18 protein-coding genes are annotated in these 18152 nt (G+C 61.7%); 16 read left to right on the top strand and 2 right to left on the bottom strand.

What is annotated here, in order from left to right; translation table 11 throughout:
• The first annotated feature begins 39 nt into the window (after positions 1-39).
• Entirely contained in the window at positions 40-834 is a 795-nt protein-coding gene (locus NKJ15_RS11615; RefSeq protein WP_352501016.1) for a GGDEF domain-containing protein, read from the top strand.
• A gap of 131 nt (positions 835-965) precedes the next feature.
• On the top strand, positions 966-1352 hold the full coding sequence (locus NKJ15_RS11610; RefSeq protein ID WP_352539569.1) for an ester cyclase: 387 nt from the start codon (positions 966-968) through the stop codon (positions 1350-1352).
• Between the two features lie 36 nt (positions 1353-1388).
• Here the strand turns inward: NKJ15_RS11610 and NKJ15_RS11605 are convergent, their stop codons facing one another.
• Positions 1389-3215 (bottom strand): ATP-binding protein, encoded by a 1827-nt coding sequence (locus NKJ15_RS11605; RefSeq protein ID WP_352815378.1) that lies wholly within the window; start codon positions 3213-3215, stop codon positions 1389-1391.
• A 151-nt stretch (positions 3216-3366) separates the two neighbouring features.
• Between NKJ15_RS11605 and NKJ15_RS11600 the strand changes: the two genes are divergently transcribed.
• The 7 genes from NKJ15_RS11600 (at position 3367) to NKJ15_RS11570 (ending at position 9608) form a co-directional block, all read left to right on the top strand.
• A complete protein-coding gene (locus tag NKJ15_RS11600) occupies positions 3367-3933 on the top strand; it encodes a helix-turn-helix domain-containing protein (RefSeq protein ID WP_352539571.1) in 567 nt (188 codons plus the stop codon).
• A 1-nt stretch (position 3934) separates the two neighbouring features.
• Positions 3935-4246: a hypothetical protein gene (locus NKJ15_RS11595; protein WP_352815375.1), complete on the top strand. Its 312-nt coding sequence runs from the start codon at positions 3935-3937 to the stop codon at positions 4244-4246.
• Between the two features lie 22 nt (positions 4247-4268).
• Positions 4269-4796 carry a GNAT family N-acetyltransferase gene (locus NKJ15_RS11590; protein WP_352471627.1) on the top strand — a complete coding sequence of 176 codons (528 nt, stop codon included), beginning with the start codon at positions 4269-4271 and terminating at the stop codon, positions 4794-4796.
• 219 nt (positions 4797-5015) lie between these two features.
• Complete coding sequence (locus NKJ15_RS11585) at positions 5016-6176, top strand: PcfJ domain-containing protein (RefSeq protein WP_352815373.1); 1161 nt, start codon at positions 5016-5018, stop codon at positions 6174-6176.
• A 351-nt stretch (positions 6177-6527) separates the two neighbouring features.
• Positions 6528-8279: an acetolactate synthase 3 large subunit gene (locus tag NKJ15_RS11580; RefSeq protein ID WP_352471629.1), complete on the top strand. Its 1752-nt coding sequence runs from the start codon at positions 6528-6530 to the stop codon at positions 8277-8279.
• Positions 8280-8345: 66 nt separating this feature from the next.
• Positions 8346-8918: an acetolactate synthase small subunit gene (gene ilvN, locus NKJ15_RS11575; RefSeq protein ID WP_023676680.1), complete on the top strand. Its 573-nt coding sequence runs from the start codon at positions 8346-8348 to the stop codon at positions 8916-8918.
• Positions 8919-9032: 114 nt separating this feature from the next.
• Positions 9033-9608: an SEL1-like repeat protein gene (locus NKJ15_RS11570; RefSeq protein ID WP_352815371.1), complete on the top strand. Its 576-nt coding sequence runs from the start codon at positions 9033-9035 to the stop codon at positions 9606-9608.
• Here the strand turns inward: NKJ15_RS11570 and NKJ15_RS11565 are convergent.
• Positions 9605-10009 (bottom strand): metalloregulator ArsR/SmtB family transcription factor, encoded by a 405-nt coding sequence (locus NKJ15_RS11565; protein WP_352681732.1) that lies wholly within the window; start codon positions 10007-10009, stop codon positions 9605-9607. The two genes, NKJ15_RS11570 and NKJ15_RS11565, sit on opposite strands and share 4 nt — an antisense overlap.
• Before the next feature lie 186 nt (positions 10010-10195).
• Between NKJ15_RS11565 and NKJ15_RS11560 the strand changes: the two genes are divergently transcribed.
• From NKJ15_RS11560 to NKJ15_RS11530, 7 genes are all read left to right on the top strand, one after another.
• Entirely contained in the window at positions 10196-11152 is a 957-nt protein-coding gene (locus NKJ15_RS11560) for an acyl-CoA desaturase (protein ID WP_352815368.1), read from the top strand.
• 131 nt (positions 11153-11283) lie between these two features.
• Positions 11284-11880 carry a LysE family translocator gene (locus tag NKJ15_RS11555; RefSeq protein WP_352815367.1) on the top strand — a complete coding sequence of 199 codons (597 nt, stop codon included), beginning with the start codon at positions 11284-11286 and terminating at the stop codon, positions 11878-11880.
• Between the two features lie 168 nt (positions 11881-12048).
• On the top strand, positions 12049-13296 hold the full coding sequence (locus NKJ15_RS11550; protein ID WP_352815365.1) for an efflux RND transporter periplasmic adaptor subunit: 1248 nt from the start codon (positions 12049-12051) through the stop codon (positions 13294-13296).
• Entirely contained in the window at positions 13293-16451 is a 3159-nt protein-coding gene (locus NKJ15_RS11545; RefSeq protein ID WP_352815363.1) for an efflux RND transporter permease subunit, read from the top strand. Before NKJ15_RS11550 ends, NKJ15_RS11545 begins: the two co-directional genes overlap by 4 nt.
• A gap of 56 nt (positions 16452-16507) precedes the next feature.
• On the top strand, positions 16508-17113 hold the full coding sequence (gene nthA, locus NKJ15_RS11540) for a nitrile hydratase subunit alpha (protein ID WP_352501008.1): 606 nt from the start codon (positions 16508-16510) through the stop codon (positions 17111-17113).
• Entirely contained in the window at positions 17110-17769 is a 660-nt protein-coding gene (nthB, locus tag NKJ15_RS11535) for a nitrile hydratase subunit beta (protein WP_352767821.1), read from the top strand. Before nthA ends, nthB begins: the two co-directional genes overlap by 4 nt.
• A gap of 19 nt (positions 17770-17788) precedes the next feature.
• A complete protein-coding gene (locus NKJ15_RS11530; protein WP_156937343.1) occupies positions 17789-18121 on the top strand; it encodes a nitrile hydratase accessory protein in 333 nt (110 codons plus the stop codon).
• Positions 18122-18152: the final 31 nt, after the last annotated feature.

Genomic DNA, 18152 nt, shown 5'->3' with positions numbered 1-18152 from the left:
ATGCCATAAGATCGCTACGAACTTTCCAACGGGGAGCAGATGCGTTTCCACAAGGCGGAATCAGCCTTTTTCGTCTTTATTTTTGTGATCCTGGCCGCCGGCCTGGTGACGCTTTACGCCTATGGGCTCCTGCAAACCCTGGCCGCCGACATTAGCAATACGCCTTCAAAACTCGATGAAATCGTCTATCTCAACAAGCTGCTGTTTGCGACGGGCGTGCTGTTGGCGACTGCGCTGTTCTTCGGCATTTTCTTCATCTACCCGCTGATCCGAAAGCAGGCGACGGAAGAAGGCAAGCTGCGCGCCATGACCGTTTCGCTCAGCGCGCGTTCGGAGACGCTGGAGCATGCGGCGCTCACCGACAGCCTCACCGGCATGCAGAACCGGCGTTATTTCGACGATGCGCTGAAGGAATATCTCGAAGAGTTCCGCCGCATCGAGAAACCAGTAGGGCTGATGATCCTCGACCTCGACCATTTCAAGCAGGTCAACGACAGCCACGGCCACGATGTCGGCGACGAGGTGTTGCGGGCGGTCGCCAACTGTCTCAAGGACATGACACGCTATCACGACGTGGTGGCGCGCCTGGGCGGCGAGGAGTTCGCGGTGGTCACGCCCAATATGGACGCCGAGCTGCTATCCAAATTCGCCGAGCGCATCCGCAAGGCGATCGCCAACATGTCGGTGCTGACGGGCAATGTCCGACTGAAAATCACCACCAGCGTCGGGCTTGCCGTCTGGGATCGCAAGGAAACCGCCGAGGAGTTCTATCGCCGCGCCGATCGCCAGCTCTATGAGGCGAAGAGGCAAGGGCGCAACCGCGTCTGTGCCTGAATTCCGTCATTGAATTCGTGATTCCGGCCGTCTGGTATCGTTTTCTTCGTTTCCGGTGCACGCAGACCGACATCACCCCGTCAAGCTGAGATGCTGCCTTTGCGGGGCTTGCCGGAAATAGAGGTGTTGCCGTGACTAAATCCGATCTCTCCGGTCTTTACCGAGGCTATATTGCATGCCTGAACAAGCAGGATTGGCCAAATCTGGGGAGGTTTGTTCATGATGAAGTGACCCACAACGGTCGCAAGCTCGGATTGTCCGGCTATCTCGAGATGTTGGTGAGAGACTTCGACGAAATTCCGGACCTTTATTTCAACATTCAGCTATTGGTTGCCGATCCGCCTTATGTAGCGAGCCGGCTAAGCTTCGACTGCGCGCCAAGGGGAACGTTCCTTGGGCTCGATGTAAGCGGGAAGAGAATTTCGTTTGCCGAGAACGTATTTTATGAGCTTCAGAGAGGGAAAATTCGCCAGGTGTGGTCAGTTATAGACAAGACAGCCATCGAAACTCAGCTTTGATATCTGCGAGCGCTGCCTAAAAGTCGCTCGGCTCAATCATTCTGGGGGACGCAGGCCGAAGGTCGCCGGCTTGAGGCCGTAGCGCAAGTCGAAATCGTCGTTTCGCTGGGTGCGTACGGCCGACCGCTTGCGATAGTCCGAATCGCCGGCCTGCCGGCCCGGATCGACGACTTCCGCGAAAGGCATTGCCTGTTGTGATTTCGGCACGTTGCGCAGCCGTTCGACGATCGCCACGAGGTCGACCTCGTCGCCGGTTTCGGACGGCAAGGCATTCTCGCGTTTGGCGGTGCCGGGGATCAAATCCTCGGAGAGCTTTTCGAACTTCATCCGCATCGTCGTCGCCACGCCTTCCCCGAAGGCGATAGCCTCGCGCTGGCCCATGGAAGACAGGAACGCGAGCGTCGAAGCCGAGGAATCGGCGATCGCCGAGCGGATGATCGCCTGGTCCTGCTCGTTGGCGAGCCGCATGGCAAAGAACGTCGAGCACTGCGACAGGATGGTCGGGTCGAGTTCGCCCGGGCGCTGGGTGACGACGCCGAGATAACAGCCATATTTGCGGCCTTCCTTGGCGATGCGCGACAGCGCGTGCCGCGTCGGCGCGAAACCGAGGCGCGGATCGGCCGGCATATAGCGATGCGCTTCCTCGCACAGGAAGAGCAGCCGCAGGCGGCCTTCGCTCCACAACGCCAGGTCGAAGGCCAGCCGCGCCAGGACCGAGCAAACGGAATTGACCACCTCGGACGGCATGCCGGCCATTTCGAAGCAGGTCACCGGGCGGCCGTGATGCGGCACGCGGAAGATGTTGCCGATCGTCTCGTGGATGGTGTCCTCGATCAGGCGCGAGTTGAACATGAAACGGTAGCGCGGATCGGATGCCGCCGATTCGATACGTGTCTTCAGTGACCTGAGGGTCGGGCGATCGTTCTTGCTTTCCAGCAGCCCCATGCGCTCGTCGACCAGCTTGATGAGGTCGGCAATGCGATAGGGCACCGGCGCGTCTGCGGTCAGCGCATCGGTGCTGCGCCGTAGATAGTTGCCGGAGTTCGGATTGCGGTAGAGGTTCTTGGCCGCGGGGATGAGATCGCGCAAGGCGTCGACCTCTTCCGGGACCGTCTCGCGGCCGCGAAACAGCACCTCGGCAAATTCCTCTAGCTTGAACATCCAGAAGGGCAGGTCGAGCGTCGTCGAATCGACCCTGACGCAATATTCGGGCAACGACGCGGCGAACTCGTTGTGTGGATCGAGGATGAGCACGCGCAGGTCGGGCCGGGCGGCGATCGACTTGCGCAAGAGCAGCGACACGGCGGTCGATTTGCCGACCCCGGTGGTGCCGACAATGGCGAAATGCCGCGCCAGCGTATCGTCGATGGCGATATTGGCGTCGATCGCCTCGTCCTGCGACAGCGTGCCGATGGTGATCGAATGACGACCTGCGAGATCGTAGACGGCCTGCAGGTCGCGGCTGCGGATACGATGGGCAATGGCGCCGATATGCGGGTAGGTTGTGATGCCACGGTCGAAGATCGGCTTCGCGCCGGGTTCGGCCCCGTCGCGCACCTCGCCGATCAATTCGATGCTGACCTCGATCGGATTCTGGCCCTCGCTGCTCCACGCACGATCCGACTTGCCGATTTCATAGACCAGGCCGACGGTTCGTGATGTACCGAGATTGATCGAGATCATCTTGCCGACGCTCCACAGGCCGGTGACCGTGCCTTCGATATCGTCGGCATAGGCGCTGATGGTGGCGCGCGCGCCGTCGCATTGCACGACATTGCCCAGAATGCGCTTGTCGTTCTGCTCCGCCCTGCGGCGCTCCAGCAAAGTCGGTTCCCCAATGGAGGCTTCGCGTTCAACGAGCATGGATACGCCGGTCCCCTTTTCCCAAGCGATGAGCCTAGGCGAACGGGGTTAAGGTGGGATGAGGCCGGATGGTTTAGCGGACATTAAGGTGTTTGCGAAAACTGGATGAAACGGCCGTTGCTCTGTAGAAGAATTTCGATATATTGGATTAATGGATGATATAGCGAACGACATCTCCTCGACCATCGGCAGAAGAATACATACCGAAAGAGTGGCTCGAGGCTGGTCCCTGGCAGAGCTGGCGGAGCGGTCCAATGTTTCGAAAGCCATGCTGAGCACGGTAGAACGCGGCATGACCAGCCCGACGGCGGCACTCCTTGTGCGTATTGCGGCCGCCTTCGGCATGACGCTGTCCACATTGATCGCAAGGGCGGAATTGCAGGGCGGTGGCCTGCTTCGCGAACGTGACCAGCCGCTCTGGCGCGATCCGGCTACGGGTTATGTGCGGCGGCATCTTTCGCCGGTCTCCGACATACCCCTCGAACTGATCCGGATCCAGTTGCCGGCCGGCGCCAAGGTAAGTTTCCCGGCGGCGTCTTATGCCTTCATCAGGCAACAGATATGGCTGATCTCCGGGCGGCTGGAATTCACCGAGGGGGACATCGTTCACCGGCTCGAACCGGGCGACTGCCTGGCGCTCGGCGCGCCATCCGATTGCGTCTTTCACGCTCCGGGGCCGGACGCCGCCGACTATCTGGTTGCGTTGGCCAGGAGCTGAGGTGAAGGCGCGCCGTCCAAAACGCTGCGACAATGGCGGTCCGCCGCTCGACGACTATGACGGTCCGCCCTGGGGCAAGGGCGACCCCTATGTCTTTCTTGCCTGGCGGACCGCCCATGCCCAGGCATGGAAAGTGCCGAGCCGCGAGATCATGCTGATGCGGCTGCACAAGGCCGAGCGGCTGGGCCTGACCTATGAGGAATACACGCTCGAACCGCTGGAACGCGGGCGACATCTGCAAGAGGAAGACGCCGATCGCATCGCGGAAATCCGGCGGGCCAGGAAGCGCAAGCGGACCAGTCGTTTCGACTGACGGACGGCGACAGGGGAACGACATGAGTTCGATCGAAATCAGGCCACTCAGCAATGCTGACGGAACGCAAAAAATGCTGACGGAACTGCTGATCGGGACAGTCGCTGCCGGCGGCTCGGTCAGCTTCATGCATCCGTTGGTGCCGGAGATGGCCGCGGCCTTCTGGAACAAGTCGCTTCAGGCGGCCGCCAGAGGCGAAAGGGCGGTGCTTGGGGCCTGGAACGGCGAGGCTCTGGTCGGCACCATCACCTTGCTGCTCGACTGCCCTCCCAACCAGCCGCACCGGGCCGAGATCGCCAAGCTGATGATCCGCCTCGATTACCGCGGCAAGGGCATCGCAACCCGCCTGATGGAGGCGGCGGAAGCCGTTGCTGTGGAGAAAGGCCGCACGCTGTTGGTCCTCGACACGGCAAAAGAGGAGGGGGCTTCCGGGCTCTATGAAAAGCTCGGCTTCACGCTGGCCGGCGAAATACCGGATTATGCGCTGAAGCCGCATGGCGGGCTCACAGGCACCCTCATCTACTGGAAACGCGTCGGCCGGACACGCTGATGGCGACAACGATGCACCTTTGCAACACCCGTCAGACCATCGCGGGCGTGGAAAGAATAGCTCTTGCGTCAAATTGGCGGCGAGCTTAGAGAAGCCGCCCATTCTGATCCGTCGTCCTGAAAGGAGACCTGTCAATGACCCGGCGATCCAGATCGACACATTTCGTGCCGACGCTGGAATTGCGTGCGGCTGACAGGGTTCCAATCAGGAAGAACGGCCATGGCAAAGTCCATGATCCAGCGCAGGCAGGATGCCGAGCGCGAACGCATTGAAGCATATGCCGTAACGCTGCGGCGGGTTTTTCCCGTCCCGCGTCCCGCTCCGGATTTCGAGCGGGCGCTCGACGAGGCACGTCGGGGCTTTGCCGGCATGGCGATCCGCGACGGCGCGCTGTGGCGTCCAAAGCTGAAGACGCGCGACCCCGAGCGGCTGCGGCTGGCCGCGGCGCGCCATCTCTATGCGCGCTACCCGGTTACAGCCGCGCTCGAGGGGATCTGGCTGGACAGCTCGGGGTTGAATGTCGGCGAGATTGCGCTTCGCAAGGCTTGGTATATCGCAGTGGCGCGTGGTGACTCGCTTTACAAGGCGGGCGCCTGTGCGTGGCTGTCTCGCAAGGAGGTGCATTGCTTCTTGAACTTGCCCGGCGATTTCACGTTCGACGAGGCATTTTGGGTGGTGATCGCCCGGTCCTACACGGATGATTCCGGGTTGGCGGCCCGACTTGCCAAGTCGAAAATCGCGCGCACGCCACGTAACGATCTGGCCTTCTGGCGCGAGGTGACACGGTTCTTCTGCGGGCAACCCGCGTCGAAGGAGGAGATCGACGATCTATGCGACTATATCGGCGCCGTGCACCAGCGCGATGCGGCGTACAGCCTGAAGGGTCGCACGCTCACCTCGCTGCGTCGGCAGATGCTGGAATGGCATCGAGACATTGCCGCGATCGAACGCATCGAGGCAATGCGCCGCCGCGCTGCCGGGCGGGCCACGCGTACTGCCGGGACGCAGTCGCAGGGTCGCGCCTGGGACGGCTCGCGCCTCGACGACTGGGACTGGCAGCCGTCGACCAAAGAGGCAAGGGCGCATGGCGAGCGTTTCTTCATCCGTCAGTTGAAGACAGCCGAGGATCTGGTCGCCGAGAGCCGGGCGATGCATCATTGCGTCTCGATATACGCGGCCAAATGCATCGCCGGCAATGCCTCGATCTGGGTGCTGCGGCGCTCGGCGCTCGGCAAGATCGAGCGGTTGCTGACGATCGAACTCGACCCGCAAAACCGTGCGGTGCAGGTGCGCGGTTTCGGCAATCGTCTCGCCTCGCTCGAGGAGCGCAAGATCATCGAGCGCTGGGCCAAGGCGAGGGGTGTGGTGCTCTGCGCCTGAAACGGAACACCCGCGCGGCGGAAAGGCGGCGCGGGTGCACAATGGGCGGATGTGCGACGTCAGGCCAAGTGCACATTCGCCGTTGACAGCGGCGTCAAACCAATTCTATTGTCCGCCACCATGAAAAAGGCACTCATTCTCGTAGGAAAGCGCGTGGGCAAGGCGGTGTAACCGCCGGGCGGTGACCTCCCATGCGCAAGACACAGGCTCCCTCGGGGGCCTTTTTTATTGCCCGAAACACGACTAAACGACGAGCAATCGCCAGATGGCGAACAGTACGGGACCAGAACGATGAGCAGTGGACAGAATGAGCGGCGCGAAATGCCAAGAACTGAAATGCCAAGGAGCGAAATGACGGGTGCCGAAATGGTGGTGCAGGCGCTGAAGGACAATGGCGTCAAGCATGTTTTCGGCTATCCGGGCGGCGCGGTTCTGCCAATCTACGATGAAATCTTCCAGCAGGACGAGGTCGAGCACATCCTCGTCCGCCACGAGCAGGGCGCGGGCCACGCGGCGGAAGGCTATGCGCGCTCGACTGGCAAGGCCGGCGTCATGCTGGTGACCTCAGGGCCGGGCGCCACCAATGCGGTGACGCCATTGCAGGACGCGCTGATGGACTCGATCCCGCTGGTCTGCCTGACCGGCCAGGTGCCGACTTCGCTGATCGGCTCGGATGCGTTCCAGGAGTGCGACACGGTCGGCATCACGCGGCCCTGCACCAAGCACAACTGGCTGGTGAAGGACGTCAACGAGCTCGCGGCAACGATCCACGAGGCCTTCCATGTGGCAACGACAGGGCGCCCCGGTCCGGTCGTCGTCGACATCCCGAAGGACGTGCAGTTCGCCAGGGGTATCTATGTCCCGCCGCAGACGGCGCCGCGCACCAGCTACCAACCGAAGGTCCAGGGCGATCTGGAAAAGATCAAGGCGGCGGTCGAGCTGATGGGGGCTGCCCGAAAGCCGATCATCTATTCGGGCGGCGGCGTCATCAATTCCGGCCCGGAGGCGAGCCATCTGCTGCGCGAGCTGGTCGACCTCACCGGCTTTCCCATCACCTCGACGCTGATGGGCCTCGGCGCCTATCCGGCGTCGGGCAAGAACTGGATGGGCATGCTCGGCATGCATGGCACGTATGAAGCGAACATGGCGATGCACGATTGCGACGTCATGCTCTGCATCGGCGCGCGCTTCGACGACCGCATCACCGGGCGGCTGACGGCGTTTTCGCCGAATTCGAAGAAGATCCACATCGACATCGACCCGTCGTCGATCAACAAGAACGTCCACACCGACGTGCCGATCATCGGCGATGTCGGGCGTGTGCTGGAGGATCTGGTGCGGCTGTGGCGGGCAACCGCCAAGGCCGACAAGAAAGCGCTTCACCCGTGGTGGGAGCAGATTGCCAAATGGCGCGCGCGCGATTCGCTCGCCTACAAGATGAACCACGAGGTGATCATGCCGCAATACGCCGTCCAGCGGCTCTATGCGCTGACCAAGGACCTCGACACCTACATCACCACCGAGGTCGGCCAGCATCAGATGTGGGCGGCGCAGCACTATCATTTCGAGAAGCCGAACCGCTGGATGACCTCTGGCGGATTGGGCACGATGGGCTACGGCCTGCCGGCGGCACTCGGCGTGCAGATCGCGCACCCGGATGCGCTGGTCATCGATATCGCCGGCGATGCCTCGGTGCAGATGACGATGCAGGAAATGAGCGCGGCGGTGCAGCACGAGGCGCCGATCAAGATCTTCATCCTCAACAACCAGTATATGGGCATGGTGCGGCAGTGGCAGCAGCTGCTACACGGCAACCGGCTGTCGCACTCCTACACCGAGGCGATGCCGGATTTCGTCAAGCTCGCCGAAGCCTATGGCGGCCACGGCATTCGCTGCGACAAGCCGGACGAACTCGATGATGCCATCAAGGAGATGATCGCGGTCAAGAAGCCCGTCCTGTTCGACTGCCGCGTGGCGACGCTCGCCAACTGCTTCCCGATGATCCCGTCCGGCAAGGCGCATAACGAGATGCTGTTGCCGGACGAGGCGACGGACGAAGCTGTCGCCAACGCGATCGACGCCAAGGGTAGGGAACTGGTGTAGTCTGGTTCAAGGAAGCTGTGCGAAAACAGCAGATTAGCGCAAAAGTTTGAAATCGAGATTCATGTCATGAACGCACAGTTGCAACCGACCGGCTCCGCCTATTTCATCGCCAAGGAGACGGAAAAACCAGAGAACCACACGCTTTCGGTCCTGGTCGACAACGAGCCGGGCGTGCTTGCGCGGGTCATCGGCCTGTTTTCCGGACGTGGCTACAACATCGAGAGCCTGACGGTCTCGGAAACCGAGCACGAAAAGCACCTGTCGCGCATCACCATCGTGACGCGCGGCACGCCGCACGTGCTGGAGCAGATCAAGCACCAGCTCGAGCGCATCGTGCCGGTGCACCGCGTCGTCGATCTCACCGTGCGGTCGCAGGAATTCGGACAGGAGCGGCCATTGGAGCGGGAACTCGCGCTGGTCAAGGTCGCCGGCACCGGCGAAGCCCGCGTCGAGGCGCTCCGGCTCGCCGATGCATTCCGCGCCAGCGTCATCGATGCCAACACCGAGCATTTCATCTTCGAGATCACCGGCAAGGGCTCCAAGCTCGATCAGTTCATCGCCATCATGAAACCGCTCGGGCTGGTCGAGATCTGCCGTACCGGGGTGGCGGCGATGAACCGCGGCCCGCAAGGGATGTGATCATGATGCTCGCGGCGGCAATTCTAGCAGGCGCCGGCGCAATCGTTCTTGCGGTCACGACGGCGGCGGCCAGCTAGGAGCCGGTATTCGACAAGTCAGTGCTGCCGAAATTGTTTGAAGAAATCGACCCGCAGGGGCACACCGAGCTATTATTTCCAACAATGCCCGGCCGATATTTGGCGCAGGGCGTCGGGCGTCGATGACGCGCTCTTTTCCACGCCGGGAATAGATTACCAAGGTTGTGAGAAAGACGTCTTGGCCTGTGCCAGGCGGTGTTTCGACGGACGCAGGGGCGAAGCCTGTTTCGAGACGGCCAGGGTCATCCAGGAGCACTCGCCAGAAGACAAGCAATGGACCGAGGAGATGTTCGCCCAGGCCTGCGCAACTGGCAGTATCGGCGGCTGCACAAATCGCGGCGCGGGAATTCTTTTGGGTCGGCTTGGGCTAAACAAACTGCTTGCCGCCGGTAGTGCAAACGAATCTTGCCCTTATCGCACATTCAAGCTGAGCTGCAATGAGGGCGATGCCTGGGGTTGCACCATGTATGGCGGCGCCCTTCAGCATGGTGAAGGCGTCTCTGCGGACGAAGCCGAGGCGATGGCCGCTTACAAAAAGTCTTGCGAGATCGCTGTGGAATTTGACGCCTGCCGATACGCCAAGGCGCTCATGAAAACAATGCAAAGCCGCTAGGGCTTTTCAGATTTGCGCAAGTGCGATCTTTGCGTTGCCTCGCCTCGACCAAGTTCTTTGCTTTCTCTCTTGATAGGGCGCGATACCGGGCAGACATCCTGAACAAATCCATTCAGCGTGTTCACAAGATTGTTCTGGACCAGAGAATAGTGGATGAACTGTCCGTGCCGCTCCTTGGCGATGAGCCCGGCCGTCTCCAGAATGCTCAAATGCTGCGAGATCGACGGCTTCGACATCTCGAAGCGCGCCGCGATCTCGCCCGCCGTTAGGGAAGAGTGCGCAAGATAGGCGAGGATCTTGCGCCGGGGCGCTGAAGATAGCGCTTCAAACACGCGCTGTATCGCGCCATTTGCGTGAGCAGCCGTTTCGGCATCCGCTGCGTGCTCTGCATCTTCGATCACTGTCTGCCACCTTGTGATGCCGAGGCGTTGGCTGCGCCTCGGTCCGCTTTTCTTATTTTCACTTAGACTATTGCCTAAATACCTAACTCGTAGTAGTAGACGATTAGCTTACTGCCTAAGTAATGGAAGACGCGCCAGAAGGCAAGGCTGTGGTCCGGAAATGTTCATGCAGGAGGAGGGGTACCGATGAAAACCATATCCACGGGCAGAATGATTTCCCAACAGGACAGCGACGCCGAAGACGGCAAAGTCGTGTGGGTGCCGGCAAAGTCGATCTGGGTCGGGGCGATGACGATCGTCGCCATTGTGTTGGGACCGATGACATTTAGCTGGAGTGCCTTCGCCTTATTCGTTGCGACAACGGCGGCGACAATCTGCGCCGGACACTCGGTGGGGATGCACCGTCTGCTCATCCACCGGTCGTTCAAGGTTCATATCTGGGTCGAGCATGCGCTGGTCTACCTTGGCGTGCTCGTCGGCATGGCCGGTCCTTTTGGGATGATCTATGCTCACGATATTCGTGACTGGGCTCAGCGCCAGACCGCATGTCACGATCTCCATGCCCATCGTCGGCCATTTTTCACCGATGCCTTCTGGCAGATGCATTGCGCGGTCGCTTTGCGCAATCCACCCACCTTCGTCATCGAACACTCGATCACGAATGACCGGTTCTACAAGTTCGTCGAGCGCACCTGGATGCTGCAACAACTGCCCTGGGCGATCCTCTTTTTCGCGCTTGGCGGCTGGGATTGGGTGGTATGGGGAATCGCGGTGCGCGTTTCAGTGTCGCTTACCGGGCATTGGTTGGTTGGGCATTTTGCGCACCGAGATGGGGAGCAAGGATGGCGCGTCGACGACGTTGCCGTGCAAGGATACAATTTGCCGCGTTTCGGGCTGGTAACGTTCGGCGAGAGTTTCCACGGCAACCATCACGCGTTTCCCGAGTCTGCACGGCTTGGTCTGGAACACGGACAGATCGATCTCGGCTGGCTATTCATTCAGGTTCTGGCGATCCTGGGTCTGGCGCACAGCGTCAAGATTCCGGAGAATACGCCGAGACGAAAAGGGCTGCGACGCGTGCGCCGTCAGCGCGAAACTGCCCCGAATTCAGATCTATGGTCGGTGCAGCCCTACCGCAGATAGATGTTCTCAGCGGATATTGGCCTAAGATATGAAGGAACGCTTGGGGCGCGTGGACCAACGAATTGCAATTGCACTCAGCACCTCATCGATTTAAGTCAGTATTTCAGTATTATTGATCTTTGCGATCCTCCATGACCTTCGATGCATTCCTTGCTCTGCTGGTTTATGCCTTCGTGACCTCGATCACGCCGGGTCCGAACAATTTCATGCTTTTGGCCTCGGGCGTGAATTTCGGCTTGGTCAAAACCGTGCCACACATGCTCGGCATCGGCTTCGGCTTCCTCGTGCTGTTGCTTGCCGTAGGCTTCGGGCTTGGCGCCGTGTTGACGACCTTTCCGGTGCTGCATACCGGGTTGAAGATCGCTGGCGGCCTCTACCTGCTTTATCTCGCCTGGAAGATCGCCATGTCGCGCTCGCTCGGCGGCGAAGACAAGACGAAGGGCCAGCCGATGCGCTTCATCGAGGCTGCGGCATTCCAGTGGGTCAATCCCAAGGCCTGGGTGATGGCGATTACAGCCATGGCCGTCTATACCAGTCCGGAACGCCCGTTTGTGTCGGTGGTGCTGATCGCAGCCGCTTTCGCCGTCGTCATGCTGCCGAGCATTTCGACCTGGGCCGGTTTCGGCATGGCGCTGCGCGGCTTTCTGGCGGATGCGGTGCGGCTCAAATGGTTCAACATCGCCATGGGTGTGATGCTTGCGGCGACGCTGTGGCCGATGCTGCGTTAGCTGCCGTTCTATTGTGCACTGCACATTAAATCTTCGTAATGACGGGTTTTGGCCCTTTTTCGCCTTCGGCATCCTCTATTATCTGGCAAAAGCGCGGCAAGAGGCTGCGAGTTGAGCTAGACTACGGCCACCGGATAGCGGCGTGTCGGATCGAGAGGTCTTTTGTCGATGCGCGGAAAGATCGTATTAGCGGTGATCGCTGCAGCCTGCGTTGCCGCGGCGTGGCTCTATCTTTCGCCCAGCGCAATGAGCGGTCTTCAGCAGATGCTGTCGGCGAAGCAGACGGCGACGGCGGACAAGCCCGCTGCAGCGGCAAATGCCGCGCGTACGACTTCGGTGGTTGCCGCCACCGCTGCGACGGCCGATTTCCCGGTCCGGCGCTATGCCATCGGCTTTGTGTCCTCTCCTGCCGTGGTCAGCATCAACGCGCGGGTCTCGAGCCAGATCGTCGCAATCGCGGTCAAGGACGGACAGATGGTGAAGGCCGGCGACCTTCTTTTCTCGCTGGACGATCGCTCGTTGAAGGCGCAACTGGCACGCGATCAGGCGACGCTCGCAAAAGACCAGGCGCTGCTTGCCAGCGCCACGGCCGATCTTCAGCGCGCCAAAAATCTCGTCGCCAGGCAGGCCGGAACACAGCAGACCTACGATCAGGCCGTCGCGGCGCAGAAATCCGCCGCGGCCACCGTCGACGCCGACAAGGCAACGATCGATGCAGACCAAATCCAGCTTGGCTTCGCCACGATCAGGGCGCCGATCTCCGGCAGGCTTGGCGCAGTCAACGTCGCCGTCGGCGATCTCGTCACCACCAGCAACGGCAGCAGCACGTCGACTCCACTGGTGACGATCACGCAGGTCGACCCGCTGCAGGTGAACTTCAATCTCCCCGAAAGCGATCTTGCCTTGCTGCACAAGGCGCTGGCAGCGCCGCAGCAAGGTGCGGTGACGCTGACCAAGGACGGCGACCCGAAGCCGATCGGCAAGGGAACGCTGGATTTCGTCGATTCCAGCGTAGACACGGCGTCCGGCACGATCGCAACGCGGGCCAGTGTGCCGAACGCCGATCTTTCGCTATGGCCGGGCCAATACGTCAACGTCGTGCTCGATGCCGGGATCATGCCACAAATGACGTCCGTTCCGACGGTCGCCGTCCAGCCCAGCCAGAAGGGCCCGTTCGTCTATGTAATCAAGCCGGACAACACCGTTGAAATGCGGCCCGTGCAGGTCGCGCTGACAGAAGGCACCAGCACCGCAATCAGCCAAGGATTGAAAAGCGGCGAGCGTGTCGTCGTCGAGGGTCAGACCAAACTGAAGAACGGCGCGGCGGTGCGCGAAGGCAAGGCTTCGACCGGCACCGGCGATCAGGCGGCTCCGAAGGTTGCCGAGGCTGACCGGACGGGCGGAACACAGCCATGATTTCCGAATTCTGCATCCGCAGGCCCGTCGCCACGCTGCTCATGTCGTTCGCCCTGGTTCTGGGCGGACTATTTGCTTACAAATTCCTGCCGGTCGCGGCGCTGCCAAGCGCCGAATTTCCGGTTGTCAACGTCTCGGCCTCGCTGCCCGGGGCTTCGCCGGAAACCATGGCGACCTCGGTGGCAACGCCTCTGATCAAGCAGTTTGCCACTATCGCAGGCATCGATTCGATCTCGACGACCAACTCGCTCGGCTCGACCTCGATCGCCATTCAGTTCGTGCTCAACCGCGACATCGATGCAGCCGCCGCTGACGTCCAGGCAGCGATCGCACGCACGCAACGACAATTGCCGCCGGAGATGACCAGCCCGCCGAGCTACCGCAAGGTCAATCCAGCCGACGCGCCGATCCTGCTGATGTCGCTGGTCAGCGACACAATTCCGCTGACCGATCTCGACGCGTTTGCCGAGAATGTGATTTCGCCGTCGCTGTCGACGATCGACGGCGTTGCGCAGGTTTCGATCTACGGCCAGCAGAAATATGCCGTACGCGTCCAGATCGATCCCACGGCGCTCGCCGCACGCGGCATCTCGATCGACCAGCTGCAGACGGCCATTGCCTCGGCCAACAGCAACACGCCGCTCGGCGTGCTCAAGAACAACAAACAGCAGCTGACGATCACCGCGAACACGCAGCTGACCGATGCGGCGGGATTCTCGAACATCATCATCGCCACCAAGAACGGCCATCCGGTGCGGCTCGGCGAGGTGACCCGCGTCATCGATTCGGTCGAGACCACGACGACGGCAAGCTGGTATGACGGCACCCGCGCCATCATTATGGCGGTGCAGCGCCAGCCGGATGCCAATACCGTCGACGTCGTCGACCGCGTCAAGGCGATGCTGCCTTCCTTCGACGATCAGATGCCGGCAGCGGCGAGCATCCAGTTGCTAAACGACCGCTCGACATCGGTCCGCGAGGCGGTCGATGACGTGCAGTTCACGCTCCTGCTCACCATCGCGCTGGTGGTGATGGTGATCTTCCTGTTCCTGCGCCGGGTGACGGCGACGATCATCCCGGCGGTGGCGGTACCGATTTCGCTCATCGCCACGCTGGGCGTGATGTACCTGTTCGGCTTTTCCATCGACAACGTCTCATTGATGGGGCTGACATTGGCGGTCGGCCTTGTCGTCGACGATGCCATCGTCATGCTGGAAAATATTTTCCGCCATATGGAGGAGGACGGGCTCTCGGCCCTCGAGGCGTCACTCAAGGGCGCGCGCGAGATCGGCTTCACCATCATCTCGATCTCGATCTCGCTGGTCGCCGTGTTCATTCCGGTGCTTTTGATGGGCGGCGTGATCGGGCGCATCTTCAACGAATTCGCGGTGGTGGTGACGGTCGCCATCCTGGCGTCGATGTTCGTCTCGCTGACGCTGACGCCGATGCTGTGCTCGCGGCTGTTGTCATTATCGAAAGCCGAGCAGAAAGCAGCGCACGGTGAAGGCCATAGACAAAACGTCTTCATGCGGGGCTATGACAGGCTGCTGACATTCTGCCTGCGCCACAATTTCCTTGTCTTCCTTGTCTTCCTCGTGACCGCCGGGCTGTCGGTGTGGCTGATCCAGATTTCGCCGAAGGGCTTCTTCCCGCAGGAGGATATCGGCCAGGTCTCGGTGACGACCATCGCGCGCCAGGACATTTCGTTTGACGCGATGGTGAAGCTGCAGGGGCAAGTGGCGGATGTCTTCACCCATTCGCCCTACGTCGCGCATGTCGGCTGGTCGGCGGGCAGTGGAAACAATGCGCTCAACCAGGGCCAGCTGTTTGTGCAGCTGAAAGACAAGGACCACCGACCGAACATCGACAAGGTGCTTACGGACCTGCGGCGCCAGCTGGCCAATGTGCCCGGCATCGAAACCTACATGCAGCCGGTGCAGAACCTGCGGCTCGGCGCGCGTTCTTCGGCGAGTGCCTACCAGCTTGCCGTTCAGGGCCTCGATACCGGCCTGACGAACGTCTGGGCGCAGAGGCTGACGGACGCGATGGCTGCCGATCATGCCGCCTTCACCGACGTCACCAATGACCTGCAGAACAACGCGCTACAGGCGACGCTGGTGATCGACCGCGACAAGGCGGCGAACCTCGGCGTCGATACCGACACGCTGCGCTCCAGTCTCTACGGCGGTTTCGGCACCCAGCAGGTGTCGACCATCTTCGGTTCGGCCGACAGCTACGACGTGATCATGGAGCTCGATCCGAAGATCGAGTGGTCGCCCGAGCGGATGCTGGCCATCAAGGTGAGAACGGCGAGCGGCAGCCTAGTGCCGCTCGGTGCGTTCGCCCGCGTCGATCGGACCGCCGGTGCTTTGACCGTCAACCAGCTCGGCCAACTTCCGGCAGTGACCATCTCCTACAATCTGCCGCAAGGCGTGGCCCTCGGCGACAGCGTGAGCCACATCAACGGGCTGAAGGACAAGATCGGCATGCCGCCGACGATCTCGACCGCCTTCTCGGGCACGGCCAAGACGTTCCAGGATTCGCTTTCCAACCAGGGGCTGCTGATCGGCGGCGCGATTCTGACCATCTATATCGTTCTCGGCATGCTCTATGAGAGCTTCATCCACCCGCTCACCATCCTGACCGGGCTTCCATCGGCGGTGCTCGGCGCGCTGGTGGCACTGCGGCTGGCGGGGATGGATCTGTCGGTGATCGCGGTGATCGGCATCCTGATGCTGATCGGCATCGTCAAGAAGAACGGCATCATGATGATCGACGTGGCGCTGGAACTCAGGCGCGAGGGGATGTCGCCCGTCGAATCCATCCACAAGGCCTGCCTGATGCGCTTTCGGCCGATCATGATGACCACGCTTGCCGCGCTGATGGGTACCATCCCGATCGCGCTCGGCACCGGCGCCAGCGCGGAATTGCGCCAGCCTCTCGGCGTGGCGGTGGTCGGCGGTCTTGTCGCCTCGCAGGCACTGACGCTGTTCGTCACACCCGTCATTTACGTCTACATGGAGCATTTTTCCGGCTGGCTGGTCAGGCTGTGGGCGCGGCGCCGGGGCGAGCCGAGCCCGGTCGAAGCGGTCGACCAGCCGTCACTGTTCGACGAGGAGGAAGAACCGGTGCCGCAAAAGGCGGCAGCCGAATAGCGCTGGCCCAAGCCGTGGTGCTTGCGGCCGGAGGTCCGCGATCGTAATTTGACGCCATGCCGCACAATCACGACCACGACAACGAGCTTGATCCCTTTGCGGCGCGGGTGCGCGCGCTGGAGACGATTCTCACCCGCAAAGGCCTGATCGATCCGGCGGCGATCGATGTTATCGTCGACACCTATGAGACTAAGATCGGGCCGCGCAACGGCGCAAAGGTGGTGGCGAAGGCCTGGGTTGATCCCGGGTTTGCCGCATGGCTGAAGCGTGATGCGACGGCGGCAATCGAATCGCTCGGCTACACCGGCCGGCAAGGCGAGCACATGCAGGCGGTGTTCAACACGGCCGACACGCACAACCTCGTCGTCTGCACGCTATGCTCCTGCTATCCGTGGTCGGTGCTCGGCCTGCCGCCGGTCTGGTACAAGGCGCCGCCCTACCGTTCGCGCGCAGTGATCGATCCGCGCGGCGTGCTCGAGGAATTCGGTCTGACCTTGCCGGCGAGGACGACAATCCGGGTGTGGGATTCGACCGCCGAGCTGCGCTATCTGGTGGTGCCGATGCGCCCCCGGGGTACGGAGGGCTGGGATGAGGCAAGGCTCGCCGATCTGGTGACGCGCGATGCCATGATCGGCACGGCGTTGGTGCGGGAACCGGCATGAATGGGCCGCAGGATCTCGGCGGCCAGATGGGTTTCGGGCCGGTCGCGCCCGAACCTGACGAACCCTATTTCCATGCCGATTGGGAAAGGCGGGCGCTGGGCGTGACGTTGTGCGCCGGCGCCATGGGCGCCTGGACCATCGACGAGAGCCGGCACGCGCGGGAATCGCTGCATCCAGCGGATTATTATGCCTCCAGCTACTACCAGATATGGATCAAGGCGCTGGAGGTGCTGCTCAAACGCCATGGTTTCGTCAGCGACCGGGACCTGACTACGGGCGACGCAGTCGACCCGGCAGCGACACCCAAACGGGTGCTGAAGGCTAAGGACGTTCCGGCGGTGCTGGCCAAGGGCGGGCACTGCGACCGGCCTGTCGCCGCGCCTGCGCGGTTCAAGGCGGGCGACCCCGTGCGAACCAAGAACTTTCATCCGACCGGCCACACCAGACTGCCGCGCTATGCACGCGGCAAGCGAGGCGTCGTCGAGGCTGTGCGCGACGGCTTTGTCTTTCCCGACACCAATGCGCACGGCCAGGGCGAAAACCCGCAATGGGTCTATACGGTGGCCTTCACCGGCGGCGAAATCTGGGGCGAGGGCGCCGATCCGACACTTGTCGTGTCGATCGACGCCTGGGAGAGCTACCTTGAGCCGGCGTGAGACGGGCTCAGTTGCCGCCATGCTGCCCGCCGGTGTCGAGGCGCCTGTGTTTGCCGAGCCGTGGCAAGCAGAGGCCTTTGCCATGACGGTAGCACTGCACGACAACGGGCTGTTTTCGTGGAGCGAATGGGCGGATGCTTTGTCGGCAGAGGTGAAGCGGCCGGGCGCCGCGCGCGACGGTCACGATTACTACGAGCACTGGCTGGCAGCGCTGGAAAAGCTGCTTTTGGCCAAGGGCGTTGCCGGAAAGCGCGACGTCGATGCGCTCGCCGCTGCCTGGGAACGCGCCGCGCACGCAACTCCGCATGGCAAGCCGATCCAGCTGGAGAACGATCCACAGCGGGCCGGGTAAGCTGCGGCCGCCCGGCCTTGTTCTCTTTACG

Origin of the sequence: Mesorhizobium sp. M0207, from assembly GCF_040321995.1 — a bacterium.
GTDB lineage: Bacteria > Pseudomonadota > Alphaproteobacteria > Rhizobiales > Rhizobiaceae > Mesorhizobium.
This window is presented reverse-complemented; position numbering and strand designations above follow the sequence as displayed.

What these genes read in the sequence shown, in the direction of transcription:
- NKJ15_RS11550 (WP_352815365.1), top strand. Translation starts at nt 12,049, where the DNA reads ATGCGCGGAAAGATCGTATTAGCGGTGATCGCTGCAGCCTGCGTTGCC.
- ilvN (WP_023676680.1), top strand. Translation starts at nt 8,346, where the DNA reads ATGAACGCACAGTTGCAACCGACCGGCTCCGCCTATTTCATCGCCAAG.
- NKJ15_RS11555 (WP_352815367.1), top strand. Translation starts at nt 11,284, where the DNA reads ATGACCTTCGATGCATTCCTTGCTCTGCTGGTTTATGCCTTCGTGACC.
- NKJ15_RS11580 (WP_352471629.1), top strand. Translation starts at nt 6,528, where the DNA reads ATGACGGGTGCCGAAATGGTGGTGCAGGCGCTGAAGGACAATGGCGTC.
- NKJ15_RS11600 (WP_352539571.1), top strand. Translation starts at nt 3,367, where the DNA reads ATGGATGATATAGCGAACGACATCTCCTCGACCATCGGCAGAAGAATA.
- nthB (WP_352767821.1), top strand. Translation starts at nt 17,110, where the DNA reads ATGAATGGGCCGCAGGATCTCGGCGGCCAGATGGGTTTCGGGCCGGTC.
- NKJ15_RS11530 (WP_156937343.1), top strand. Translation starts at nt 17,789, where the DNA reads ATGCTGCCCGCCGGTGTCGAGGCGCCTGTGTTTGCCGAGCCGTGGCAA.
- NKJ15_RS11545 (WP_352815363.1), top strand. Translation starts at nt 13,293, where the DNA reads ATGATTTCCGAATTCTGCATCCGCAGGCCCGTCGCCACGCTGCTCATG.
- NKJ15_RS11590 (WP_352471627.1), top strand. Translation starts at nt 4,269, where the DNA reads ATGAGTTCGATCGAAATCAGGCCACTCAGCAATGCTGACGGAACGCAA.
- nthA (WP_352501008.1), top strand. Translation starts at nt 16,508, where the DNA reads ATGCCGCACAATCACGACCACGACAACGAGCTTGATCCCTTTGCGGCG.
- NKJ15_RS11560 (WP_352815368.1), top strand. Translation starts at nt 10,196, where the DNA reads ATGAAAACCATATCCACGGGCAGAATGATTTCCCAACAGGACAGCGAC.
- NKJ15_RS11605 (WP_352815378.1), bottom strand. Translation starts at nt 3,215, where the DNA reads ATGCTCGTTGAACGCGAAGCCTCCATTGGGGAACCGACTTTGCTGGAG.
- NKJ15_RS11615 (WP_352501016.1), top strand. Translation starts at nt 40, where the DNA reads ATGCGTTTCCACAAGGCGGAATCAGCCTTTTTCGTCTTTATTTTTGTG.
- NKJ15_RS11585 (WP_352815373.1), top strand. Translation starts at nt 5,016, where the DNA reads ATGGCAAAGTCCATGATCCAGCGCAGGCAGGATGCCGAGCGCGAACGC.